The sequence below is a fragment of the Massilia sp. UYP32 genome (genome assembly GCF_050434365.1).
GTDB lineage: Bacteria > Pseudomonadota > Gammaproteobacteria > Burkholderiales > Burkholderiaceae_D > Telluria > Telluria timonae.
Map to the genome: position 1 here is coordinate 1 of NZ_JBNDIK010000034.1, position 24,258 is coordinate 24,258.

The window sequence follows — 24,258 nt, forward strand, 5'->3', positions numbered from 1 at the left end:
GCCAACCAGTTCGCCATCATGTTCGGCGAACGCTTCACGAACGCAATTACCTAACTACGAATTCTGGCCCCGCACACAGAATTTCTGACAGGTCCGAAACCGCCAGAGCAATTAAGAAAAGCCGCATGACTTGACGCGACATCTTTGTTGACAACTACCGGATGCCACCCCGACTCAAGGAGCGCATCTTGCCCCCAATCGGCAGGAGGAGGGGAGTCGGCTCCCCTTGTATCGGATAAAGCGTCAGTCCCAGTTCGCGGCGGTAACGGGATAGTTCCTCCATCAACTCGCCAGTGGCGGGCACGATTCTGATCTTGTCGCCTTTCCCCATCACCTCCAGCCACCAGCGCTGTTCGCCAGAACGATCGCGCCGTGTGAAGAATGCACCCATGGTTGCGCCGCTGATCTCCGAAATGCGCAGCCCACATATGTAGAAAAGCGATATGAGCCATCGAAATCGGAAGTAGTGCTCCCGCTCCCTGTTGGTCTCGCGCGGCAGCGCGTCGACCGTGTCCTTCACCGCCCGCCAGATTTCTTCGTCCAAATAGCGCGTGACGCGGGGCGGGGGCCGGCGCTTGCGCTCGCGCGACAATGCCAGCGGATTGCCTGCCAAATAGCCGGCATTGACCAGCCATGAGAACATGGAATTGAGGATGACACCCGCCTGCCGTTGGCTCGCCGGCAATAAGGGACCTGCAAATGGCTTCCAATCCGGGTGCGAACGAGGAAACTTGCGGCCTTCGCTTGTTACCCAGCGCTCGCGCGGCTGCGGATCGAGCAGGAAAGCCTGATACACGAGCCAGTCCTCATGCGTGAGCGAGGACAGGGGTTTTCCCATTTGGATGGTCGACCAGAGCAAAAGGCGCTCGGCCTCTTTGCGATAGTTGTCAAACGTCGTTTTCTTGTCAAGGAAGCGTGCAAGCGAACGACGTAGTCGCGACCATTTCACAAATCGACTGAAACCCGAAGTTTTATTCGACAATATATATGCTAATGTCGAGTAAGATTTCTGGCATTTAATAGACCTTGGTTGCATCCCAGGAGTTACGGTGAACTTAGGGCGAGAGAAGCATTAAATACCGGTACTGCACATAACTTAGGTGTGCGTCTTTCGTGCCACCATCCTACAGGGCTCCTACCAGCCTATAAATAAATCGCCCTACTAGCCTGCTACCGCAATTTTTCAAGCTAACTCGCATATGCTTCCTAAAGAACAATGACAACGCTTGGGCGCTAAATGCGCATCAATTTGTGCAATTTGCCGTGACTTATACGTATCACATGGCGAGCTTTCTTGAGTTTTCTACGGCGTTACCAAACATCATCAGTGAGTTCGCACATGGCCGGTAATTCTAGGCCGTCTTACAAGCTACCCAATGATGTCGGGTTGAACCAATGCAATACTGAGAATGCTATTCGGGGCGGCATTTTTCGACGACTTTACTCAAAGGCATCGGCAAATAGAAGACGAACACTCCGATTTTTTGACGCAATGATATCGGGTTGGTGTAGACCGGCTTGGAGTCGCTTACGCAACGATATCGGGTAGGTGCAGAAATCATCAAACCGATGCGATTGCGTATATCACCCCGATACATTTGGGTTAGAGCGCTTGGGCGCCCCGGCGTTTGAACGCACGTGGTCTTGCCCGCCACGGCGCGCATTTAACATAATATAGATTATGCGAAGTTTTCCCTGGGCAGCCTTCCGATCGACGTGCAGGCCTGATTACTCGCGCCGAAGCGCTCGTACCTAAAACTCCGTACTCGGGGCACCTTAATCTACCGACTCGGCGTCAAAGCCCCGTTTTCCCCGTCGAGTCTATATGTTTAGGTAAATCTTCATGGCCTACTCATCACGTCAATAGCTTTAGGTACAACGGAAGTATTTATGGATACGGAATCGCGTCGGATGTTCAGTGATGACAGACGAGACAACTGGCTGCAGCTCGCGGATCGGCGTGTGGGACTCGGGCCGCTGGCGTCAGGCCTGGCCTATTTGTCTGGCTTGCTTCGTGAGGGTCGCCGCTGACGACGCGCTGCCCGTGCCAAACCCAACTCCTCGCTGGCCGATTCCGATTTCGGCGCTGTTCGCTCAAGCCGTCCGCGAAGCTCAGTCACCCTGGCGCGCTCGGCGGCAAGCTGGCTACCCAGCTCCGCACTCTGGTGCGCGCTTTCCGCAGCCTGGCGGGCGGCTCGGTCGCGTTCGTCGGCCAGTAGTTCGGTCTTTGCTATATAGCAGCGCTCCGAAGTAAATCGTGGAAGTTTTCGGAACTAATTGTTTGAAGTCTGCCGCGTCGCATAGGTGTCCAAGTTTTACTTCGTATCTTGCCGCCTGTGCTTCATCCTAGGCTCATAGCGGTCTAACCTGTGGCTTTCTTGGTTTTACCGGCGAGCTTTACGTAACTCGTCGTGCAGTCCCGATTTTTGCGGTAACCGTTAGGTAATACGCGCATGCGTCGGAAGTATGGCCGGGATACCAGCCGACTGCCATGCCACCCTGCAAGGATCCTCATTTGCGTTCGATTCTCTTGCAGTACGGCGGGACTGCTGCCTTTCGAGCCATCCAGAATCCCATACGTTTGCTTACCGCGAATCGCAACTGTCGTCCTAATCTTCGAACGATTTCAGGTCAGCTATTACCTGAGAAAAAAGTTTCTTTCGCTCCGCAATGTCCTTCGGCAGATACGCGAACGCAACGAGAGACAACGGATGTACACCCAGCACCGCTGCGATGTCGTCGATCTTTGTAATCGTAGGGGCTTTGATCCCGCGTTCCAGGCTGCTGAGATAGGTTCGACTCGAAACTACCGAAAAATCCTCTTGTGTCAGACCTCGACTCTTCCTCGCCTTCTGCAGTCCTGTTCCAAATTGTTTGAGCAACCCCACGAGCACCTCCGCATAAAATGCACGATGTACTCATGGCGAACACTTTAGGACTACAATCTATAGTGTTCATTTCGTACTGCAGAGGCATTCAAGTGATTACTACAGACAAAGCACATGAGGCGCCCATGTTTTCGATGGGGCCAGGGATCGCGACCTGGCGTGCAGCTACGCTAAGCCTAGGTATGCTCTACGTGTTCATCACCTACGCATTTAAAGAAGAGCGTCGCTGGGTCCAACAGACGACGATCCTCTGGGATCCTCGCGACGTACTACAGTTCTGCCGCACTTGCAACGGCAACAAGTTACTTAAAATTGTTGAGATTTCCCTACTTGAGCCTTACCGCAAGGAGAAAGTCAACACTTGGCGCTGGACATCGGTTTTGAATATTCGGCTATACGTCGAAGATGATGTCGAGATACCCGTCTACTTTACTGATGCCGGTGAAGCCGTTGGTCTGACTCGAGAAGAAGCGAAGCAGAAGATGAAATCGCTTTACAGGGCTCGGCCAAAACGAGAAGCAGCCTGAGCTCGTCTAAAGCGGTCAGAAGTACACCTCGAGCGCGCGAATTCCGAGAGCAAACGCTACACCGCCTACTCCAAGCTCGCAGCCAGTCTGCTGTTTCGATCGGTATCGAACTTCGTTCAACGCTAGCAATCTATTTGTCTTGTTTGCTGCCGGGTCGACGCCGCTGGCGAGGGATTACAGGCGTCGAGCGCGGCTCCCGCCTGCTTGGTTTCGATGTGCTGGCGAATCGCTCGAGTTGTTCACGCAACTCAGCAACCTTTGCTCGCTCTGCAGCGAGCTGGCTCTCCAGTTCCCCGCACTGAAATGCGGTTCTCATGGTCTGGCTAGCCGCTCGGTCTCGCTCGTCGGCAAGTAGTTCCGCCTTAGTCATATAGGCGCTGAGCTCTTGGCCTTGTCGGGCAAGCTGAAACTGAGCCCGCTGTGCCTCGGACTGGATTTCTTCAATGCGGGACGCGAACGTCCGGCGCTCGGCGTCGAGTTGCTTCTGCAGTTTCGTCGCCGCAGTTCGCTCTTTGTCCAGGTCAACCAGGGTTCTTTTCGCCAGATCGGTGTAACGCTGCTCAGCTTGAAGGATGCGGTCAGTTAATTTCTCAATCTCCGCCGCGCGCTCTCTTAACATCGAACTTATCTGGTCGCGCAACGTTTCAATGTCAGCTCTAGCCTCATTCAGTCTCAAGTCCGTTTCTTGCTGGGCTGCTGCTGCCGCGCCAAGTTCATCCCGCTGTTTTACGATCGTCCCCTCAGCTGCTGCTATTTGATCGCGGCCGTCCTTGAGCTGGGCAGACAGTTGAGCGATGTCATCTTCCAGACGGTCCTTTTCGGCCAGGGCAGCGTCGCGTTCGACCATTGCGCTCTGCCGCAATACAATGATCGACTCGTCAGCAGCCTTTTGGGCTAGCGCCCAGATCTCACCGATCAGCTGGCCGCCCGACTGCTTTACCTGATCGGGCAAGTCCGCATGCTGAAGGTCGACCCTTGCCCGTTCACGCAAGTCACTCCAAAACCTTTTCAATGCTTCGCTTGGAACAGACATACTCCCTTTCCGAACAAGCTGATAGAGAGCGTTCGTTGTTGGAGTCACGCCGTACCTGAAGAACATAACGGCACAAGCTTCCCTATAGAGATCCGCAGTGCGTGGAAACCGATCACGCAGGCAATCAATGTCAGCCTGCATAGAGGCTGTGCTTTGCCTATTCTCGAGCATATACCCCCCCTTTTCGTAGTCCCGTAATACTACGTAAAACGTAACGAAACCGGCGCCCTCCTCTGAAAATATGACATTACTCCTATAATGTCGAATATGCTCAAGCGCTGGCTGGAGAAGCGTCGCGGGCTGCCACTCTCCGTCTAACAGCCGCGGGATCTAAAACTGCAGCCACAACATGGAGATATCGACGAAGCAAAGGCCTTTTGCTCAGCTACCGTAAGAAATTAGTCTTTGCTACACTGGCAGGCAGCAATAGCAGGCTATAGGTCGAGCTGGTCGCTTTTTCATCTTGTAAGGGGGTTCTGGTTTGCGAGTACCCGACATCGAACTGACCGAGCGAGAGACCGATCTCCTGAACCAAATCAGGTTCCGCTACACATCGCATGATGAGCTCCGTGCGTCTCTTATGCCGATGGCAGGCCTGACCGAGTCGTTATTGGAACGCGGTGCGATCCCCGAGGTGCGGCTTTTATACTTCACCGATCCCGAGCGCAATCCAGGAGGGCGCGGGAAATCCCGTCAGCAGGTTTTCGAGAATAACGGCATCTCAGGTACTGAAATCTATGCTCATGGGAATTTCCTGAAGTTTCTCGAATACTTCATTTAGGGGAGAATAGGGAAAACGGAAAAAATCGGGCGCTAAGCCCTGTTACCGATTCTTGAAGTCCGCAGCGGCCGATATTTTTCTCATCAACCTTCTTGCTCTTCCTTCAAATGTAATATCCGGTCCCGTAGATGTGCTCCCAGGCCAACGAGGACACGAAACTGCAGCATACTGGCGTCGGGGAGCTGCCAGGACCGCGCGCAACCTGTGTCGCCCGCTCCAGAAACACCGCATGCCAAAGAACGATGGCGCCCGTCACCAGGTTTAAGCCGCGGTCGCACATATCACCTAAAGCGATGAATCAAGACCGCTCTGGCAAGCGCATTGCGCGACTGCTTGCCAAGCGTATCAGACTGTAACTTTCTGCAATACCACCAAGTTTCTCGTATTAAAAAAATACAGATCCTCGATTTCTAACGGTAGCCGCTAATCGGGCAGTGCTTCAAACGATGCCGAGCATTTTTATCAGGAAAAAACTGATGACTGCCAACGCCAGCAGCGACAACACGACAACTGCGGCGACCCGGCAACCGGCCCGCATGACTGAGCGCGCATCGACGCCGAGTCCGAGTGCGGCCATCGACATAATGGTGAGGAAATTCGCCGTCACGTGCATCGGCGCAATTGCCGCCTCTGGAATGGCGCCGAACGAGCGCAAGGTCAGCAGTAGCAAAAAGCCGACGATGAACCACGGGACCATATGCGACAGCGCAGGACGACGACCACCTTCGCGCCGACCAATCAGCGACAGTACCAGCACGACTGGGCCCAGCATCAGCACCCGCACCAGTTTCACCAGGGTGCCGATGTGGACGCTGCTAAGCGATATCGATGAGGTCGCGGCCAGCACCTGGGGCACCGCGTAGACGGTCAGCCCGGCAAAGACACCGAACTGCGTTGGTGAAAACGACAACAGTGACACCATTAGCGGCAGCACCAGCACCACGACAACGCCAAGCACGGCAGTGAAGGCGATCGCCGCAGCGACGTCCTTTCCATCCGCATCGATAACCGGGGCCACCGCGGCAATGGCAGAGTTACCGCAAATCGAATTGCCGCAGGCAATCAAGATGGCCATCTTGCGCGGCAGACCAAAAGCACGGCCAAGGGCAAAGCTGAGCGCAATCGCGATGGCGACCACTGCCGCGATGCCGCTCATCAGACCGATGCCGTTTTCGAGCAGCGCACCGGCGCTGACCGAAGCGCCCAGCAGCACGACCGCGATTTCCAGCAATAATTTCGCACCGACTTGGATGCCGTCTTCGAAGCGAGTATCGAGCCGATGCACCGTCCGCACGGCGGTGCCTAGAAGAATGGCCAGCACCAGGCTTTCGAGCCATGCGTGGCCAAATAAAGCGCTTTCGATGTTTTCCATTGCGTAAGCTATCGCAGTAACCACAGCGCAAAGTGCCAAGCCTGGCAGCGCGTTGCGAACGAGTTTTAGTGGTTGCTTGACCATTTGCCGCTCCTGATTCTCGAATTCAATAGAACGATTATCAAGTCGACAGATTGTTATGTCCATCTTACAATATCGAATATATCGTTCAATAGAATTGAACAATCAGATGACACTAGAACAATTGCGGATTTTTGTTGAAGTCGCCGAGCGACAGCATTTGACCCAGGCCGCCGCAGTGTTGGCGCTCACCCCTTCAGCGGTAAGTGCTTCGATCAAGGTGCTGGAAGAACGCTATGGTACTGCCCTATTCAATCGCGTCGGCCGCGGCATCGAGATCAGCGAAGCGGGCCGTATTTTCCTGATAGAAGCACGCCGCACGATCGCCAGCGCGCGCGCCGCCGAACTGACATTGGCCGAGCTGGGTGGAATGAAACGTGGCACGCTGACCATTCATGCGAGTCAGACTATCGCCAGCTATTGGCTACCCGAGTACCTCGTGCAATTTCGCCAAGCGCATCCGGCGATCGCACTGAGCGTGACCATCGATAACACCCATAATGTCGCCCAAGCAGTGCTTCAGGGGGGCGCCGACCTTGGCTTTGTCGAGGGCGCCATCGACGAGCCGACACTATCGGTCGATGCCATCGCATCCGACCAGATCGTCGCTGTAGTCGCAGCGCACCATCCATGGGCTTCAGGGAGGAGGCTGCTGCACGCGGATCTTCTTGAGGCACAGTGGATCTTGCGCGAAAAGGGGTCCGGCACGCGCTCGGCGCTCGAGTGCGCACTTCAGGCGATGCATGTCGACTTCGATGCACTCGATATCGCACTCACATTGCCGTCCAACGAAGCGGTCCGCTCCGCTGTGATGGCCGGCAAGTTCGCCACCGCCATGTCGGAACTGGTAGTAGCCTCGCATCTGCGGGCAGGTTTGCTGGCGAAAGCAAACATCGACTTGCCGGAGCGCGCGTTCTACATGTTGCGCCATCCCGAACGGTACAAGACAAAGGCATCTCTGGCGCTGGAAGCGATGATCCGCCTCTCCCAAATAGCGCGCGACGAAACGCCTGCGAAAATTAATTTGAAATAGATGGAATAAATCATCCGCAGATCCGTTCACCTCGATAACACCGGTTTTTTCCGTCCGACTGACCCAACCAGGGAGAATTTCATGAAACAAGCGACCTTCGCCGTCATCCTCGCTATCGCTTCGATCGGCAGCGCTGTCGCCAGCCCGATGAGCGATGCCGCGCAGATTCACTTTAGCGCCATTGGCGCCGGTGACACGTCCGTCATCATGCGTGGCTATGCCGACAACGCCCAGCTGACATGGGTCGGCGGGCCGCTTGACGGCATGTACGCCGGTTCCGATGCCATTCGCGCCACCTGGGAAAAGTTCGGCAAGGCTGTCGGGCCGGCGCGCGTGACTGTGCTTGCTCTGGAGGAATCGGCGAACCCAAAGGGTGCGACGATCGTCGCCAAGGTGCAGTTCGAAGGCAAGGCACAGGTCAATGTGCGCTATGTGCTGACCTACCGCGATGGCAAGCTGGTCAACGAAACCTGGCAGATCGATCCGAAACTGACCGCAGCAGCTTATTGATTAATCGACCGATACTCCAGTGACATCCATGCCCAATTCGCGCGACCAGCTGCTGGCCTGCATTCCCCGTCTGCGCCGCTATGCGCGGGCATTGGTCGGCGATCGGGCCGGCGCCGACGACCTGGTGCAGGACACGGTCGAGCGCGGATGGGGGAGACTGGCGTCATGGGAGGGTGGTAGCGATATGCGCGCATGGTTGTTCAGCATCATGCACAACCTGCGTATCGACCAGGCGCGGCGGCCTTCAGTGCCGACGGAAGCGCTCAACGAGGAGACATCGATGGCACTAGCACCTGGCAGTCCTTCAAGCGGACTCGAACTGCGCGACATGGAAACGGCCTTGCGTGCGCTGCCAGAGGAACAGCGTGAAATCCTGCTGCTGGTGGCCTTGGAAGAAATGAGTTACGACGACGTCGCGCGAACGCTCAAGATTCCCATCGGTACGGTCATGTCGCGCCTGTCGCGCGCGCGTGAAAAAATGCGCGCGAATATGGAAGGGAGAGCGTACATCGCACCCTTGAAGGTGGTCAAATGAATACCCTACCCATCACGGAAGCCGACTTGCACGCCTTCGTCGACGGCAAGCTGCCTGCCGCGCGCCGACTCGAGGTCGACGCCTATCTGGCGCAGCGCCCGGAAGAGGCGGAGCGGCTGCGCGCCTATACAGCGCAAAACGATGAACTGCGCGCGCTTTTCAATCCCGTGCTCGACGAAGCCGTGCCGGAGCGCTTAAGCGCAGCGCGACCGCGCCAGTGGCAATGGCAGCGGCTGGTAGCCGGTCTTGCCATCGCCCTGTTCAGCGGCACGACAGGGTGGCTGCTGCATGGCCAGCAGGCAGGCGAGATTCAGTACGCCCAAGGTGATTCCATGCAGGCCAGGCCGGCGCTGTACGTTGCCGGCTTGGCCCATCAGGCCGCAATCGCCCACGTTGTCTATAGCCCGGATGTCAAGCGGCCGGTGGAAATCGGGGCTGACCAGGAAGAGCAGCTAGTGGCATGGCTGTCCAAACGCCTCGGCACGGCAATTCGGCCACCCCGGCTGGGCAAACTCGGCTACGAGCTGATCGGTGGTCGCCTGCTCCCTGGCGCCCAAGGCGCGGTGGCGCAGTTCATGTACCACGACGCGACCGGGCAGCGCCTCACCTTGTACGTGTCGACCGACCAGGCGCACAACAAGGACACGGGTTTTCGCTTCGCACAGGAGGGACCGGTGAATGTGTTTTATTGGATCGACGGCAAATTCGGCTATGCGCTGTCGGCTGGAACTAACAAGGCCGAACTGGCGCGCGTTGCCACCGCCGTGTACGACCAACTGGAGAAACCGTCATGACCCTGATCAACCGGCCTTTGTATTATCGACGCTTGGGCACGTTCGCCGTTGCCGCCCTCATTGGCGCTAGTGCGCTCGGACAGGCCATGCCCCACCATCATGGCCAGTCGGCAGCGGCAAAGCCCCCCGTATTTATCGCCAGCACGGCCAAGCCGTTTGCCGCGCTGATGGACGATGCCATGGCCGTCATGGATGACGGCATGAAGCGCGCGCCAATGAATGGCGTTGCGGAACATGATTTCGTGACGATGATGATTCCGCACCATCAGGGCGCAATCGATATGGCGAAGGCGCTGCTGCTCACCACCAAGGATCCTGAATTGCGCAACGTCGCCCAAGGCATCATCACGGAACAGCAAAACGAAATCAAGATTATGCAGGCCTGGCTGCAGCGCTACCAATCGGTTCAGGAAAAAGTTGCTCCCACTTCGATCACCAAGAAAGAATAATCATGCAAATCCGTCACTTCGTTTTCTCGTTGACCCTCAGCAGCCTGCTCACCGCCTCCGCGTTTGCCGCTCCAGGCGCGCAAGACCGCGTCTACACCGCTGACCAGAATACCAATACCGTTTCGGTGATCAACCCTGCGACCAACAGGCTGCTCGGCCAAATCAAACTGGGCAACCAGCGCCCGGATGTGCTCTCGCCGCTGTACAAGGGCGAGATCAATGTGCATGGCCTGGGCTTTTCGCCCGACCACAAGACCCTGATTGCCATTTCAAACGGCTCTAACTCGGTGGCATTCATCGACACGGCGACCAACAAGGTCAAAGGAATCACCTATATCGGTCGCTCGCCCCATGAAGGGTTTTTCACTGCCGACGGCCGCGAAGTCTGGGCGGTGGTGCGCGGCGAAGACTACATCTCGGTGATCGACCCGGTCACCTTCAAGGAGAAAAAGCGGATCGAGACGACCGCCGGCCCCGGCATGGTGCAGTTCCTGCCGAACGGCAAGCTGGCGTTCGTCGTCTCCAGCTTCAATCCCGTGGTCGACGTGATCGACATGAAGTCGCACAAGGTCATCAAGCACATTAAGGTCGTCAGCCCGTTCTCGCCGTTCCTTCAGTTCACCCCTGATTTCAAGGAAATGTGGATGACGCACAAGGATGCCGGCAAAGTGACGCGCATCGATACTGCCAGCCTGGAAGTAAAGGGCGTCATCGATACCGGCTTCATTACCAACCACTTGGCGTTCGCGAAGACTGCGGCTGGCACCCGTGCTTACGTAACGATCGGCGGTGAGAATGTCGTCAAGGTGTACACCACCGACGCCACGCCGACGCTGGTTGCGACGATCCCTACCGGCGCGTTGCCCCACGGCATCTGGACCTCCGACGACGGCACACGTCTGTATGTGGGACTTGAAAACGGCGACGCGGTCGATGTCATCGACAGCGCCACCAACAAGGTGATTGCGCGCGCACCGGTCGGCCAGGCGCCGCAGGCACTGGTGTACGTTTCGAACGCCGTGCCGCACGGCGACGGCATGACCAACCTGGTCCCGCGCGCCAACAGCGAGCCAATCAACATTGCGCTTAAACCCGCTGCCGGCGAGGCCAAGGGATTCGTTGTGGCCCGTAACCTGGGCGTGGTGGACGCGCTGGAAGTGTCGCTGTTCAAACTCAAGCCGCAGACCGCGTACAGCGTGTACGTCACCGGCCAGGCCGCGCCGGTGGCCAGTTTCAAGACGAATCCGATGGGGATGGCGAACGGCACTGCGATCGGACCGATGCGCGCCGTGAGCAACAGCCTCAACGACAAGGCCGCGACGGCGAGTCGCATCCTGGTGATGGAAGGGGACGTGGCCGTCGATCCACAAAAAGCCGTATTGAGTAGCGTGCAGTAAGCAAATCACGACAATACTGTGGCAGTATCGAGCTAACCGATTTCACAATAATAACGGAGACCAGTATGGCGAAGAACTCGTTGATATTGACGGCGGAGGCGTTGCGGCGCCGTTCCTTTATGAGGCAGGCCGGCACGCTCGGTGCCGCCGGCGTGTTCGGCAGTCCGGTATTGAGCGCGCTCGCGGCGGAGGCAGGCCACGTCACGCTGCCGTTTGAAAACGGCGAGCGCGAACTGGTCGTGTATCCTCAAAAGCGGCCGCTGATCCTGCTGACCGCCCGTCCGCCGCAGCTGGAAACGCCGTTCAGTGTGTTCAACGAATCAGTGATCACGCCCAACGATGCGTTCTTCGTACGCTATCACTGGAGTGGCATACCCACCGCAGTTGATGCGCAAACCTACCGTCTCAAAGTCGGCGGCAATGTCAATACGCCGCTGGAGCTCTCGCTCGCCGACCTTAAGCAAATGGCTGACGCCACCGAACTGGTTGCCGTGAACCAGTGTTCCGGTAACAGCCGCGGCCACCTGTCGCCGCGCGCCAACGGCGGCCAGCTATCGAATGGTGCTATGGGCAACGCGCGCTGGACTGGCGTCCCGCTACGCAAGGTGCTGGAAAAGGCGGGCGTCAAGGCCGGGTCGGTACAGGTCTCGTTCAATGGCCTTGACACGCCGCCCGTCGGCGACGGACCCGATTTCATGAAGGCGCTCAATATCGACCATGCGCTCGACGGCGAAGTCATGCTTGCCTGGCAAATGAACGGTGCCGATCTGCCCATGTTGAATGGCTACCCACTGCGCCTGGTGGTGCCCGGCTACTACGGCACCTACTGGGTCAAGCATTTGTCCGACATTACCGTGACCGACAAGGTATTCGATGGGTTTTGGATGAGCACGGCCTATCGCATCCCGGACAATCAGTGCGCGTGTACCGAACCGGGAAAAGCGCCGACCAAGACCGTCCCGATCAACCGCCTCAACGTGCGCTCGTTCGTGACCAGCCTGACGGACGGCATGCACGTCAAGGTCGGGCGCCAGACTGTGGTGCGCGGGATTGCGTTCGACGGCGGCTACGGCGTGAATGAAGTGGCGTTTTCATCTGACGGCGGCAAGAATTGGCAAGCTGCACAACTGGGCAAGGACCTGGGGCGCTACTCTTTCCGAGAGTGGAGCGCGGCGTTCACGCCGAAACAAAAAGGAAACCACGAACTGCTGGTTCGAGCGGTCAACCGGATCGGTCAAGGCCAACCGGCGAGCGCCCTGTGGAATCCTGCCGGCTACATGCGCAATGTGGTCGAATCGACGCGCGTCGTCGCGGTATAAGGGGAACTAAATTGAAACATCCACTGATTTGCTCTCTGTTCACCATCAGCCTGATGCCTGCGGCCCCAGCTTTCGCCCTCGACATTCAGCTTCCGCCTGAAACTGCTGTCTTCAAACCCAGCCAGTTGCCGGGATATGCGCTGGCCCAGCGCAATTGCATGACATGTCACTCGGTCCATTACATCCAGTCGCAGCCCACGACATCACCGCGCGGCTACTGGGATGCCACGGTGAGAAAGATGAAGAAACCGTTCGGTGCGCAATTCTCAGACGCGGATATCCCGGACATGGTCGATTACCTGGTCAAGACCTACGGTGCCGAACGCAGTAACGCAGTGCCGATTGCGAACGCGGCGATAAAGCCAGCTGCAGTTGCACCGAAGGCCGGCGCCACCGCAGCAATCGATACGAAAGCGTTGCTTGCCGCAAATGCTTGCATGGGATGTCATTCGATCGACAAAAAGGTCGTCGGGCCGGCATTCAAGGAAGTGGTGGCAAAGTACAAGGGCAAGGCAGACGCGGTATCACTGGTGGCGAGGAATATTCGAGCGGGCGGCGCTGGCAAATGGGGGCCTGTACCGATGCCAGCTTTCTCCCAACTGAGCGAGGGCGAAGCGATGGCCTTGGCGCATTATGTCCTGGCGCAATGAATTTGATGCCATCCCCTTCCTGTAGACGCCTTTACTGAGCATGCCCGCCGGGGACGTGCTTCGCGCCATGCCGTCGCTCGCCCCGGCACAGCCGGGGGCCGGCCGGTGCTGCTTTTCAACAACGGGCAAGCGGGCGCTGAGACAAATCAGGCCGGTTTGACCCGCTTACGCAACAGACTGCCGGCCGCGTTATCCTCGAACCGGCTGGCCTCCTCAATGTAGCCATGGACCGTGCCGTCGTGGCGCCAGCCTCCTTGCTTCTTGATGTCGCGGAAGTCGGCGCCGGCGCGGTGCGCGCTGGTGGCCATGCCACGCCGCAGACTGTGACTAGACAGGTCTAGCACGTAGTCGAGTTTGACCAGTGTCGCGCAATCCTCCAGGATCGTATTCACGCTGCCCACGCCCAGAGCGGCGCTGGCCACCGTCCCCCACTTGCTGATAGACCGAAACACCGGTCCGGCCATGATGTCGGCGGCGTCGAGCCAGGCGCGCAACGCCGCCGCCGGGCAGCAAGGGCCGTCGCTGTACGGGATCGCCTTGATGATCCCTTCGCCCAGTTGGTCAGTCTTCGAGCGCGGCAGCATGATCTCGATGCCCTCGGGTGTCCAGCCAATATGTCCGACCTCGATGGCGACCAGCTCGCTGCGCCGCAATCCGCCGAAAAAACCGATCTGCAAAAGTGCGTTGTCGCGCGTCGCCTTCAACGTGCCGGCGCTGACCAGCTGCACCACGATACGTTCCAGGTCCTCGATTGGAAGGGCCTTGGCCCTCTTCTTCGGGCGGCCGTGCGTGCGTGCGATCCCCGTCAGTGTCTTGCGCACGGTCGGTGTCGAAGCCGGATTGGGGAAGCCCTGGTGGACGTGCCACTGCGACAGTGCCGTCAGGCGCAACGCCAAGGTGCGGGGATTGAGGGTCGGCGCGTAGGTGAGCAGGTATCGGATGATCGCCGCTTCGTCGGCCGGCAACACGCCGCCCCACGCCAGGTAGTGGTTTACGGCGGACCGGTACGCCCGGCGCGTGTTGTCGGCCGTGGCGGCGGCCAGGACGGCGCGGTGCTGGGCTGCGAGCACGGCGTCCACAGCTGTAACGGCAGAGTGCAGCGCCGACGCTGGGTGTGCATCGTTATTTTCGGCGCCGTTGTCGGCGGGTTCGGGGGTGGCCATGGCTGTGTTGCTCGCGGTCGGGCTTGTAACGGGGGTTACGGCAGGATAGCACGCTGCGGATCGGCATCGGTGTCGATAATCTACATTATCGAGCCTAATTATTCACTCATTTCGGATCGATTTTATATCGTATTATAACGTACCATTACGTATTACACCGCACGTTATCTTATCCAAGGAGCGATCATGGCCAGAGCCGGTATCCTGTACTCCCACGTCGCCAAGGCGGCCGCCGAGCTGACCGCCGCCGGCAAGAACGCCACCGTCGACACCGTGCGCGAGGCCTTGGGCGGCACCGGCAGCAAGAGCACGATCGCGCCAATGCTTAAACAATGGAAGGCGCAGCACGAAGGCGAGGTCGCGGCGGCGGGCGCGGGCGTGCCGGCCGATCTGCTGGAGGCGATCAAGGGCGTCTACGACCGGGTGCAGGTAGGCGCGCAGGTTCAGGTCGAGCAGCTGCGCATTGAGCACCAGCTGGCGGCACATAAAGTCGCACAAGCGGCGGAGGCGCTGCGCGAAGAGGTGCGCCAGCTTGGCATAGAGCGCGAAGCCCTGAAAGCCGAACTGCACAGCGTAATGGCGGCGTTCGCGCGCGAGCAGGCTGCCCGGCATCAAGATGCGGTGGCGATCGCCGCCCTGGAATCAGAAAAGACGGGGCAGGCCCAGCGCCTGGCCGACCGCACGGCCGAGGTCCGGGAGCTGGCGGACCAGCTGGCGCAGGCGCGGCGCCAGTTCGAGCACTTCCAGGAGGCGAGCGCGGCCCAGCGGCAGGATGACAAGCACGCCTACGAAACGCGGATTGCCCGCGCCGAACAGGAGGCGGCCACGCTGCGCGCCAACTTCCAGGACGGCCGCGAGGCGCTGGCCGTGCTGCGGAGCGAGAAGGCCCAGCTGGAACACACATTGCACGAGCAGCGAGACGCGGCCAGGGAGCAAGCCCGCAAGCTGTACGAGGCCACGGAAGGACTGACGGCGACGCGCGAGTTAGCTAGCAGCAGGCAGTTTGAACTGGAAATGGTGGTGGAACGCCTGGAGCATGCCCACCAGGCGAATGAGCGGCTGGAGGCTCGCGTTAGCGAGCTGGAGGGCGAGAACGCGGATTTGAAAAAGAAACCCGCCGCAGCCAGTCCGAAAACACGGAAGACAAAAACGTAAAGCGCTTTACCTTTTTAAATTTAATGGGTTCGAATGATGCGAACCATTGTCAGGGCGATCCTTCTACCGGCGCACCACACAAACCTTTCAGCGAAGGATCGGACCGAATGCCACGCCGCTCACTGCTGTCCGATACCGAACGCGACAGCTTATTGGTATTGCCACAAAGTCAGGATGATTTGATTCAGCAATACAGCTTCACGGATGCCGACCTGGCGTTGATCCGGCAGCGGCGCGGGGCAGCGAATCGCCTTGGGTTTGCGGTCCAGATGTGCCTGTTGCGCTATCCCGGCTACGCGCTTGCCAGCGACACCGCGCTGCCGGATTCGGTGTTGCACTGGATCGCCAAGCAGGTGCGCAGCGACGCCGGCGCCTGGCCGGAATACGGCGAGCGGGAGAAGACGCGCAACGAACACCTGCACGAGCTGCGCGCCTACCTGGGACTGTCAGTCTTCGGCCTGCCGGACTTCCGCAAGCTGGTGGACAGCCTGGCCGACCTCGCTATGCAGACCGACAAGGCGATGGTCCTCGCCGCGCATTCCCTTGAAACGCTGCGCCAGAAGCGCATCATCCTGCCGGCGCTCACTGTCATCGAGCGGGCCTGCGCCGAGGCCGTGACGCGGGCCAACCGGCGCATTTACCGCGCGCTGATCGATCCGCTGGAGCGGCACCACAAGCGCTCGCTTGACAACCTGCTCAACGTGGCGCCTGACATGAGCATCACCTGGCTTGTGTGGCTGCGCCAGTCTCCGCTCAAGCCCAATTCCCGCTACATGCGCGAACACATCGAAAGGCTCAAGGTGTTTCAGTCTCTGGCACTGCCGGAGGGGCTTGGCCGCCAGATCCACCAGAATCGCCTGCTGAAGATGGCGCGCGAGGGTGCGCAGATGACGCCGCGCGACCTGGCGAAGTTCGAGGATGAGCGGCGCTATGCGACACTGGCGGCGCTGGCCATCGAAGGCATGGCCACCGTGACGGACGAACTGGTCGACCTGCACGACCGCATCATGATCAAGCTGTTCAGCGCGGCCAAGAACAAGCATCAGCAGGACTTCCAGAAGCAGGGCAAGGCCATCAACGACAAGGTGCGCCTGTACAGCCGAATCGGGCGCGCGCTGGTCGAGGCCAAGGAATCCGGCATGGACCCGTATGCCGCGATCGAGGCCGTGCTGCCGTGGACAGACTTCACGCAAAGCGTGACCGAGGCGGCAGAACTGGCCCAGCCCGAGACGTTCGACCACCTGCACCTGGTGGGAGAGCAGTACAGCACCCTGCGGCGCTATACGCCTGAGTTCCTCGATGTGCTTCGGCTTAAAGCTGCGCCGGCGGCGCAAGCGGTGCTGGACGCGATCGACGTCCTGCGCGAGATGAACATGACCGGGGCGCGCAAGGTGCCGGACGATGCGCCGATCGCGTTCGTGAAGGCGCGGTGGAAGCCCCTGGTCATCACCGACGACGGTCTTGACCGCCGCTTCTACGAGATTTGCGTCTTGTCGGAGCTGAAGAATTCGTTGCGGTCGGGCGACATCTGGGTGCAGGGTTCGCGCCAGTTCCGGGACTTCGAGGAATACCTGCTACCCACGGAAAAGTTCGGGGCGATGAAATCAGCGCGCGAGCTGCCGATCGCGGTCAACCAGGACTGCGACCAGTACCTGCACGACCGCTTGCTCTTGCTCGAACAGCAACTGGCCACCGCCAACCGGCTCGCGCTGACGAACGAACTGCCCAATGCGATCATTACTGAGACAGGACTGAGGATCATCCCACAGGACGCCGTGGTGCCGGACGAGGCCCAGGCGCTGATTGACTTCGCCAGCGGCATGCTTCCCCGGATCAAGATCACCGAACTGCTGATGGACGTGGACGACTGGACCGGTTTCACGCGCCACTTTGTCCATCTTAAGAGCGGGGAGCAGGCCAAGGACCGGACGTTCCTCATGTCCGCGATCCTGGCCGACGCCATCAACCTCGGCCTGACCAAGATGGCGGAATCGAGTCCCGGCGCCACTTACGCGAAACTGTCCTGGTTGCAGGCCTGGCACATCCGGGACGAAACCTATTCGGCCGGCCTGGCTGAACTGGTCAACGCCCAGTTCAAGCACGCCTTCGCTGCGCACTGGGGCGACGGCACAACGTCGTCGTCGGACGGCCAGCGCTTCCGCGCGGGCGGCCGGGCCGAGAGCACGGGCCACATCAACCCCAAGTACGGCGCCGAGCCCGGCAAGCTGTTCTACACCCATATTTCCGATCAGTACGCGCCGTTCAGCACCAGAGTGGTCAACGTCGGCGTGCGCGACTCGACCTATGTGCTCGACGGCCTGCTGTACCACGAATCGGACCTTCGCATTGAGGAGCACTATACCGACACCGCCGGCTTCACCGACCACGTGTTCGCGCTAATGCACCTGCTGGGTTTCCGCTTCGCGCCGCGCATCCGCGATCTGGGAGACACCAAGCTGTACGTGCCGGCCAAAGTGGGCGATCACCCCGCCTTGCGCTCGATGATCGGCGGCAGCCTGAACGTCAAGCACCTGCGCGCACACTGGGACGACGTGCTGCGCTTGGCCGCCTCGATCAAGCACGGCACCGTCACAGCGTCGCTCATGCTGCGCAAGTTAGGCAGCTACCCGCGCCAGAACGGCCTGGCGATCGCGCTGCGCGAGCTGGGGCGGATCGAGCGCACGCTGTTTATCCTGGACTGGCTCCAGAACGTCGAGCTGCGCCGACGCGTACACGCCGGTTTGAACAAAGGCGAAGCGCGCAATGCGCTGGCCAGGGCGGTATTCATCCACCGGCTGGGCGAGATCCGCGACAGGTCGTTTGAGCAGCAGCGGTACCGCGCCAGCGGCCTGAATTTGGTGACGGCCGCAATCGTACTGTGGAACACGGTCTACCTGGAGCGGGCGACGCAGGCCTTACGTGAGAAAGGCAAGTTGCCAGACGACGGTATGCTGCAATTTTTGTCACCGCTGGGCTGGGAGCACATCAACCTGACCGGGGACTATGTGTGGCGCCAGCAGCGTATAGCCGAAGGCGGGTTCAGGGAGCTGCGCAAGCCCCAAGAGTAGGAAATATTCTAGAAAAGGGAAGATTCAGTTCGCGGCTGCGTGAATCGATTCCCCCGCCCCTCACGCAAGATTCTTAGCTTCTCTAAATAAACCAAGCCCTGCCAGCCTGGTGTGGCCAGATTGAGCCCTGGGTATTGCCGGCGGCAGTTTTCCAGGGCAGGCGACTGAGCATTGCGTTCTTCGTCACGCAGCGCATCCGAGGCGCCTCTGATAATTCGTGCAGCTTCCTCGCGCTCTCGCTGTTCTTCTTGTCTAGCGCGTAAATCCAGTGCTCGGGCATGCTCCAGTTGAAGCCGCTGTACCTCCAGCATGGCAATGAAGCGTTCAGTGTTTTCGGCTAGTAGCTGACGCTCGGCGTCGGTAAGAAGCTGGCCAGCGCTTGATCCATAAACGGGCACCGCCCCGGTGTCATAGGAGCCGTATAGGAGCTTGAAGCACTCGGAGCCGAGGACGGTGAACCGCCCATTCTCCCGCACGATGTGGATGCGTTTGTACACGCTGTGGCGACAGCCGTCGCGCTGACAAATTATCCGATCTCCTTTGTCTACCTCGACTACTGCCATCAGCTGCGCGTTCGACATCTTTTATTTTTCCAAGCAAAGACCGCCCCCGGTCATAAATGTCGACTATACAGTATAGGGTCAGGGCGTTTGCAAGTCGACTGCGCGGAATGGTTTGCGGGCGATATGCTCGGCCAAATCGCCTTAGCGCCCGATTTTTTCCGTTTTCCCTATTCGCCCCATTTATGGCCCTGCCCTTCCGCCGAATATCGTCGCGAAATTCACGGAGGCCATGTCGTTCTCCGGGCATTTGACCTATGGGGACATCAACGACCTGGCTCCTGCTGCACGTGCCGCTGTGCGATCAGCTCGGCTTAATCCACACGAGGCCGCGGAAGAGTTCCACAAGTTAGCGCTTGAGTGCGGCGCAATGCCGTCTGGGGCCGAGAGTATCCGGAAGTCGGTCCTCGCTGTGCGCTAAGCCCCTAGGCTCCAGCGACCCGACCTTACGACCGGACGAGTGGTCCTCGCCCGCCTGAGCACATTGTGAGTCCGCCGCAGCCAGACGATCAGCGAAATTGCGCACTACCTGCTCTTGCCGGCCCTGCCAGGCTTCCTTCTGCCACGCGTATTGGTTTCTTTCGTCCGGCTTTTGCGGCCGCGACGTCGCTGAACCTCGCCGTAAGCGATGAACCCGGCCGCGATGATGCCAAAGATAACCCCGACCAGTACCGTCAGATCCCGCATCTCGTCCGTAACAACCAGGTTCATGTGGTACTTCCCCTCAAGCGCAGTGCATTACCGATCACCGATACCGAACTCAGGCTCATGGCCAGCGCGGCGATCATCGGCGATAGTAGCTGCCCGGTGAAGGGATAAAGCAGACCTGCGGCCAGCGGAATTCCCATGGCGTTGTAAACAAAGGCGAAGGCGAGATTCTGCCTCATGTTGCGCACAGTCTCCAACGAAAGAAGTCGCGATCGCGAAATGGCACGCAAGTCGCCCTTGATGAGTGTGACGTGTGCCGAATTGATGGCGACGTCAGTACCGGTACCCATTGCAATCCCAACGTCCGCTTTCGCCAGCGCCGGGGCATCGTTAATGCCATCGCCGGCCATTGCCACTACCTTGCCCTGTTGCTGCAGCCTTTCGACCAGGGCCAGTTTATCCTGTGGCGTGACCTCTCCGTAGACCTCCGAAATCCCGAGCCTCGACGCGACCGCCTTCGCCGTGGTCACGCCATCTCCGGTCGCCATCACCACCGTCATGCCGGCATCGCGCAGCGTCGCCAGCGCTTCCGGCGTCGTCGCCTTGACTGGATCAGACACCGCGATCAGGCCGACAAGCTTTCCCTGAAGTGCCAGGTACATGACGCTTGCACCGACTTGTCGAAGCTCTTCCGCGGCCTTCTGTAGTGGCGTCCAGTCGACCTTTTCGGTGTCCATGAGCGCCGTATTGCCCAACGCAACCCGCTCGCCCTGCACTGTGCCCCGTACACCGATCCCACTGGACGATTCGAAGGTTTCAGGCTTGTGCAGCGGCAGATTCCGCCTGCGTGCTTCCGCGACGATGGCGTGTGCCAGCGGGTGCTCGCTCCCCTGGTCGATACTTGCCGCGATCCGTAGAACATCGACTTCCTGGAACCCGGGGGCAGCGATCGCCCGGTCGAACGCAGGTTTCCCTTCCGTGAGCGTGCCGGTCTTGTCGACGATGAACGTATCGACCTTGCGCATCGCTTCGATCGCCGCGGCATCGCGGAACAGCACGCCCTGGGTGGCGGCGCGGCCTGTCGCGGCCATGATCGACATCGGCGTCGCCAAGCCCAATGCACACGGGCAGGCGATGATCAGGACCGCAACGGAGTTTACGAAGCCGTAGACCCAGCTGGGCTCGGGCCCGAACAGCCCCCAACCGATCAAGGTAAGCAGCGCGACGGCCACGACGACGGTGACGAAATAGCCGGCCACCACGTCGGCCAGGCGCTGCATGGGCGCCCGCGAACGTTGCGCCTGCGCGACCATCTGCACGATCTGGGACAGCATGGTCTGCGATCCCACGCGCTCGGAGCGAATGACGAGACTGCCGCTAGTGTTGATGGTTGCGCCGATGACCTTGTCGCCGGGGCGCTTCGTCACCGGTAGCGGCTCGCCAGTGAGCATGGCTTCGTCCACCGCGCTTTCGCCCTCCAGGACCACCCCGTCGACCGGCACCTTCTCGCCAGGCCTGACCCGCAGCGAATCGCCGATGTGGACGTGCGAAAGCTCGATGTCTTCCTCGGTGCCATCGGCGCGGATCCGCCTGGCCGTTTTCGGCGCAAGGCCGAGCAAGGATTTGATCGCAGCCGATGTCTGCGAGCGTGCACGCAGCTCGAGGATCTGACCGAGCAGGGTCAGCGAAACGATGACGGCGGCGGCCTCGTAGTAGACGCCGATACGGCCGTGCATCGCGAAGTTCGACGGAAACAGGCCCGGGAACACGGTCGCAACCAGGCTGTAACCATACGCCGCGGCGACCCCGATACTGATCAAGGTCCACATATTGGGGCTGCGATTCTTGAACGACTGCGCACCACGGACAAAGAAAGGCCACCCGGCCCACAGGACGACCGGCGTGCTGAGGACGAGCTCGATCCAGCTCTGGTAAGCAAGGCCTCCGCTGAAGATCCGGTGCCCTGCCATCGCCAGGATGGTGACGACGACCGTCAGCGGCAGCGTCCACCGGAAACGACGGCGGAAGTCCTCCAGTTCCGGATTCTCTTCATCCTCCAGCGACGGCAGCATCGGCTCCAGGGACATTCCGCATATCGGACAATTACCCGGGGTGGCTTGCTGGATTTCCGGATGCATCGGGCAGGTGTAGATCGTCCCTGGCGGCGCCTCGGGCATAGCCGCGGGGGCGCCTTTCTCCGTATAGCTGGTGGGATCGGCGCGAAACCTGTCCATGCACTTCACGCTGCAGAAGTGATAGAGGACGCCGTCGTGCTCGACGCGCCGATCCGGCCGGTCGGCAACGTTCATCCCGCATACGGGATCGGTATAGGGCTTATCGGACGCAGCAGTCGGATGATGTTGGGATGCACCGGCCATGCTTGCACCGGAGGCGTCGACGGCATGATGCCCGTGCGCGTGGTGGCATTCGTGGCCCTTCTGCTGGTGACCGACGTGATCATGCACTTCATGTTTCATGGCAGCTCCAGTAAAAACCATTGTCCTCGCGCGGCCCGCCTGTCGCAAGCGGTGCGCGACCTGTGATGTCTATCCGTTTTCCTTGGCGTGATTCAGGGAATACCGTGGGATCTCGACCGTAAGATCCGCCTCCGCGACAATGGCCTGGCACGACAACCGGGACAAGTGCTCCACGCCCCATGCCCGGTCGAGCATGTCTTCCTCATCCTCGCTCGCTTGGACGAGGGACGAGTATCCCTCCCTTACGATGACGTGACACGTCGTGCAGGCACCAACCTTGCCGCATGCATGCTCGATGTCGACGTCATTCTCCAGCAGCGCGTCGCAAATGCTGGTGCCGGGAGCGGCCACGATCGATGCGCCGGAAGGCGCGCACTCAGGATGCGGTAACACAGTAATTCTAGGCATGTGCCAACTCCTTTCCGGCACCTGGACTGCGGTACCGGCAGAACAGACAGCGTGGTGTCACTGGCGTCTCGTCCGAATCGGAAAGGGCACTCCCTGCCTGCTTCGCACGCGCGAAGTCGCGCAGGCCTGTACTTGGCATTGCGGCCACGCGCTTGTCTGAGCTGTGGGCCTCGCGACGGGTGGATTCATACATAAAACGCCTCCGGAAAGTGGACTATTCCACTGTAAACCTTCCAATGATGGAAAGGTCAAGCGGAATTTCCGCTGAACGAAGGCGCAGGTAGCGGCATGCCTTCCAGGGTGAAGCGGCGCCGCGTGCGACGTAGGAAAACACTGCGCGTCCATTTCCGATTCTGGAAGAAGTCCGACGACCCATGCTGTGCGCTGACGCACCCTGTTTGCATATCTCGCCAATGCGGCGTACCTGTCGCCCTGACTTTAGTCAGCCTTAAGAGCTGCTTCAGGCCAAAAAATGTCGTGCTATACTCGCGACACCTATGAACCGCGCACTCAAGACATTTCTGGTTTGGCTCCTGCTGGCCGTGCTTCCGCTGCACGCGCTTGCGGCCAACCGTATGTCGTGCGGCCCGGCTCACCAGCAGTCCAGCCAGATTTCGATTGATCCGGGCATGCAGTCCCACGAGCACATGGCCGATGCGCACGCTCATCACGGTGGCGAGCATGCAAGCCAGTCGGACGACTCCCTGGTCGACGCCGATCCGGCAGACTCCAAGGCAGGTAAAAAGCCGCACTCCACCTGCAGTGCGTGCTCCGCGTTCTGCCTGGGCGCCGTCGCGCCACCCTCCACTCATTTCGCTGTCCCGGCTTTCGACGGCTCCAACGCAGTCGTCGTTGCTCCTGCGGCCTTCGCCGTTGGCTTCATCCAGGACGGCCCTCAACGCCCTCCCCGGCACCAATCCGCTTAATCGTAACAAGAGCTGACCCGCTGTCCTTTGGCGGCGCCGTCGTCGCTCTTGAGCACTCGTGCGTGCCCGTGCACGCCCTGTTACCGATTTTGAGGATTGTCCATGACCTCCAAGCTTTTGGCCGCCGCTATAGGCGCCTTGCTGGTCCTGCCGATGTACGCGCACGCCCAGCAATCCCGTCCGCTGCCAGACCCTGCAGACCCCGCCGTCGCAGTGCCACCGACCGTGTACGAATCGGTCATCACCAGATCTTCGCCGGCGCCGCAGGCCGACCAGGCCACGCCTGACAAATCCTGGCGCGCCGCAAACGATGCCGTTGCCGGAGCGCCGGGACACGCGGGACATGGTGCCCACGGCGGTGAACAGAATCACCACGGCCATAAAGAAGCGCCGGCTCCGTCCGCACCAGCGCCCACGTCGCCAGCGAAGCCGGCCAGTCCTGCGCCTGTGGATCACAGCAAACATCATTAAGCCGAACACATAA

At 59.7% G+C, this 24,258-nt stretch carries 23 protein-coding genes; 13 read left to right on the forward strand and 10 right to left on the reverse strand.

Going from position 1 to position 24,258, the window contains the following annotated elements; translation table 11 throughout:
• Positions 1-154: 154 nt before the first annotated feature.
• Both ABIB42_RS23050 and ABIB42_RS23055 read right to left on the reverse strand, forming a co-directional pair.
• Positions 155-982 (reverse strand): tyrosine-type recombinase/integrase, encoded by an 828-nt coding sequence (locus tag ABIB42_RS23050; protein WP_429249045.1) that lies wholly within the window; start codon positions 980-982, stop codon positions 155-157.
• Between the two features lie 1,627 nt (positions 983-2,609).
• On the reverse strand, positions 2,610-2,888 hold the full coding sequence (locus tag ABIB42_RS23055; protein ID WP_184236219.1) for a helix-turn-helix domain-containing protein: 279 nt from the start codon (positions 2,886-2,888) through the stop codon (positions 2,610-2,612).
• A 125-nt stretch (positions 2,889-3,013) separates the two neighbouring features.
• On the opposite strand from ABIB42_RS23055, the gene ABIB42_RS23060 reads away from it, so the two are divergent.
• Positions 3,014-3,415, forward strand: coding sequence for a hypothetical protein (locus ABIB42_RS23060; RefSeq protein WP_184236222.1), 402 nt, complete (start codon positions 3,014-3,016; stop codon positions 3,413-3,415).
• Positions 3,416-3,545: 130 nt separating this feature from the next.
• On the opposite strand, the gene ABIB42_RS23065 is transcribed toward ABIB42_RS23060, so the two are convergent.
• Positions 3,546-4,619 carry a DNA-binding protein gene (locus tag ABIB42_RS23065; protein WP_109343463.1) on the reverse strand — a complete coding sequence of 358 codons (1,074 nt, stop codon included), beginning with the start codon at positions 4,617-4,619 and terminating at the stop codon, positions 3,546-3,548.
• A gap of 310 nt (positions 4,620-4,929) precedes the next feature.
• Between ABIB42_RS23065 and ABIB42_RS23070 the strand changes: the two genes are divergently transcribed.
• Positions 4,930-5,229: a hypothetical protein gene (locus ABIB42_RS23070; protein WP_429249046.1), complete on the forward strand. Its 300-nt coding sequence runs from the start codon at positions 4,930-4,932 to the stop codon at positions 5,227-5,229.
• Between the two features lie 103 nt (positions 5,230-5,332).
• On the opposite strand, the gene ABIB42_RS23075 is transcribed toward ABIB42_RS23070, so the two are convergent.
• Together ABIB42_RS23075 and ABIB42_RS23080 are read right to left on the reverse strand one after the other, a co-directional pair.
• The gene (locus tag ABIB42_RS23075; RefSeq protein WP_136223706.1) at positions 5,333-5,509 is read right to left on the reverse strand and encodes a Tn3 family transposase; all 177 of its coding nucleotides are present in this window, start codon (positions 5,507-5,509) and stop codon (positions 5,333-5,335) included.
• A 159-nt stretch (positions 5,510-5,668) separates the two neighbouring features.
• Positions 5,669-6,685, reverse strand: a complete 1,017-nt coding sequence (locus tag ABIB42_RS23080) for a YeiH family protein (protein WP_075791083.1) — start codon at positions 6,683-6,685, stop codon at positions 5,669-5,671.
• 55 nt (positions 6,686-6,740) lie between these two features.
• Here ABIB42_RS23080 and ABIB42_RS23085 point away from each other — a divergent pair, with 55 nt between their 5' ends.
• From ABIB42_RS23085 to ABIB42_RS23120, 8 genes are all read left to right on the forward strand, one after another.
• Complete coding sequence (locus ABIB42_RS23085; protein ID WP_228892619.1) at positions 6,741-7,715, forward strand: LysR family transcriptional regulator; 975 nt, start codon at positions 6,741-6,743, stop codon at positions 7,713-7,715.
• An 81-nt stretch (positions 7,716-7,796) separates the two neighbouring features.
• Positions 7,797-8,225 (forward strand): nuclear transport factor 2 family protein, encoded by a 429-nt coding sequence (locus ABIB42_RS23090; RefSeq protein ID WP_091874566.1) that lies wholly within the window; start codon positions 7,797-7,799, stop codon positions 8,223-8,225.
• 28 nt (positions 8,226-8,253) lie between these two features.
• Positions 8,254-8,760: an RNA polymerase sigma factor gene (locus ABIB42_RS23095; RefSeq protein WP_429249047.1), complete on the forward strand. Its 507-nt coding sequence runs from the start codon at positions 8,254-8,256 to the stop codon at positions 8,758-8,760.
• Positions 8,757-9,554 (forward strand): anti-sigma factor family protein, encoded by a 798-nt coding sequence (locus ABIB42_RS23100; protein ID WP_136223445.1) that lies wholly within the window; start codon positions 8,757-8,759, stop codon positions 9,552-9,554. Before ABIB42_RS23095 ends, ABIB42_RS23100 begins: the two co-directional genes overlap by 4 nt.
• A complete protein-coding gene (locus ABIB42_RS23105; RefSeq protein ID WP_136223449.1) occupies positions 9,551-10,003 on the forward strand; it encodes a DUF305 domain-containing protein in 453 nt (150 codons plus the stop codon). The genes ABIB42_RS23100 and ABIB42_RS23105 overlap by 4 nt, the downstream gene beginning before the upstream one ends.
• Positions 10,004-10,005: 2 nt before the next feature.
• Entirely contained in the window at positions 10,006-11,400 is a 1,395-nt protein-coding gene (locus ABIB42_RS23110; RefSeq protein ID WP_429249048.1) for a beta-propeller fold lactonase family protein, read from the forward strand.
• Positions 11,401-11,519: 119 nt separating this feature from the next.
• Positions 11,520-12,719 (forward strand): molybdopterin-dependent oxidoreductase, encoded by a 1,200-nt coding sequence (locus ABIB42_RS23115; RefSeq protein WP_429249054.1) that lies wholly within the window; start codon positions 11,520-11,522, stop codon positions 12,717-12,719.
• An 11-nt stretch (positions 12,720-12,730) separates the two neighbouring features.
• A complete protein-coding gene (locus tag ABIB42_RS23120; protein WP_262836180.1) occupies positions 12,731-13,369 on the forward strand; it encodes a c-type cytochrome in 639 nt (212 codons plus the stop codon).
• Between the two features lie 146 nt (positions 13,370-13,515).
• On the opposite strand, the gene ABIB42_RS23125 is transcribed toward ABIB42_RS23120, so the two are convergent.
• Positions 13,516-14,532 carry a tyrosine-type recombinase/integrase gene (locus ABIB42_RS23125; protein ID WP_429249049.1) on the reverse strand — a complete coding sequence of 339 codons (1,017 nt, stop codon included), beginning with the start codon at positions 14,530-14,532 and terminating at the stop codon, positions 13,516-13,518.
• A 186-nt stretch (positions 14,533-14,718) separates the two neighbouring features.
• On the opposite strand from ABIB42_RS23125, the gene ABIB42_RS23130 reads away from it, so the two are divergent.
• Together ABIB42_RS23130 and ABIB42_RS23135 are read left to right on the forward strand one after the other, a co-directional pair.
• Positions 14,719-15,687 carry a DNA-binding protein gene (locus tag ABIB42_RS23130; RefSeq protein WP_312485436.1) on the forward strand — a complete coding sequence of 323 codons (969 nt, stop codon included), beginning with the start codon at positions 14,719-14,721 and terminating at the stop codon, positions 15,685-15,687.
• 107 nt (positions 15,688-15,794) lie between these two features.
• Positions 15,795-18,755, forward strand: a complete 2,961-nt coding sequence (locus tag ABIB42_RS23135; RefSeq protein WP_290419606.1) for a Tn3 family transposase — start codon at positions 15,795-15,797, stop codon at positions 18,753-18,755.
• A gap of 8 nt (positions 18,756-18,763) precedes the next feature.
• On the opposite strand, the gene ABIB42_RS23140 is transcribed toward ABIB42_RS23135, so the two are convergent.
• The 4 genes from ABIB42_RS23140 to fdx all read right to left on the reverse strand — a co-directional run bounded on the left by ABIB42_RS23140 (position 18,764) and on the right by fdx (position 22,848).
• Positions 18,764-19,336 carry a hypothetical protein gene (locus tag ABIB42_RS23140; protein ID WP_051516974.1) on the reverse strand — a complete coding sequence of 191 codons (573 nt, stop codon included), beginning with the start codon at positions 19,334-19,336 and terminating at the stop codon, positions 18,764-18,766.
• A 504-nt stretch (positions 19,337-19,840) separates the two neighbouring features.
• The gene (locus tag ABIB42_RS23145; RefSeq protein ID WP_040778113.1) at positions 19,841-20,026 is read right to left on the reverse strand and encodes a hypothetical protein; all 186 of its coding nucleotides are present in this window, start codon (positions 20,024-20,026) and stop codon (positions 19,841-19,843) included.
• Positions 20,023-22,440: a heavy metal translocating P-type ATPase gene (locus ABIB42_RS23150; protein WP_370659806.1), complete on the reverse strand. Its 2,418-nt coding sequence runs from the start codon at positions 22,438-22,440 to the stop codon at positions 20,023-20,025. Before ABIB42_RS23150 ends, ABIB42_RS23145 begins: the two co-directional genes overlap by 4 nt.
• 69 nt (positions 22,441-22,509) lie before the next feature.
• The gene (gene fdx, locus ABIB42_RS23155) at positions 22,510-22,848 is read right to left on the reverse strand and encodes an ISC system 2Fe-2S type ferredoxin (protein ID WP_109343465.1); all 339 of its coding nucleotides are present in this window, start codon (positions 22,846-22,848) and stop codon (positions 22,510-22,512) included.
• Between the two features lie 497 nt (positions 22,849-23,345).
• Between fdx and ABIB42_RS23160 the strand changes: the two genes are divergently transcribed.
• On the forward strand, positions 23,346-23,774 hold the full coding sequence (locus ABIB42_RS23160; protein WP_040778120.1) for a hypothetical protein: 429 nt from the start codon (positions 23,346-23,348) through the stop codon (positions 23,772-23,774).
• Positions 23,775-24,258: the final 484 nt, after the last annotated feature.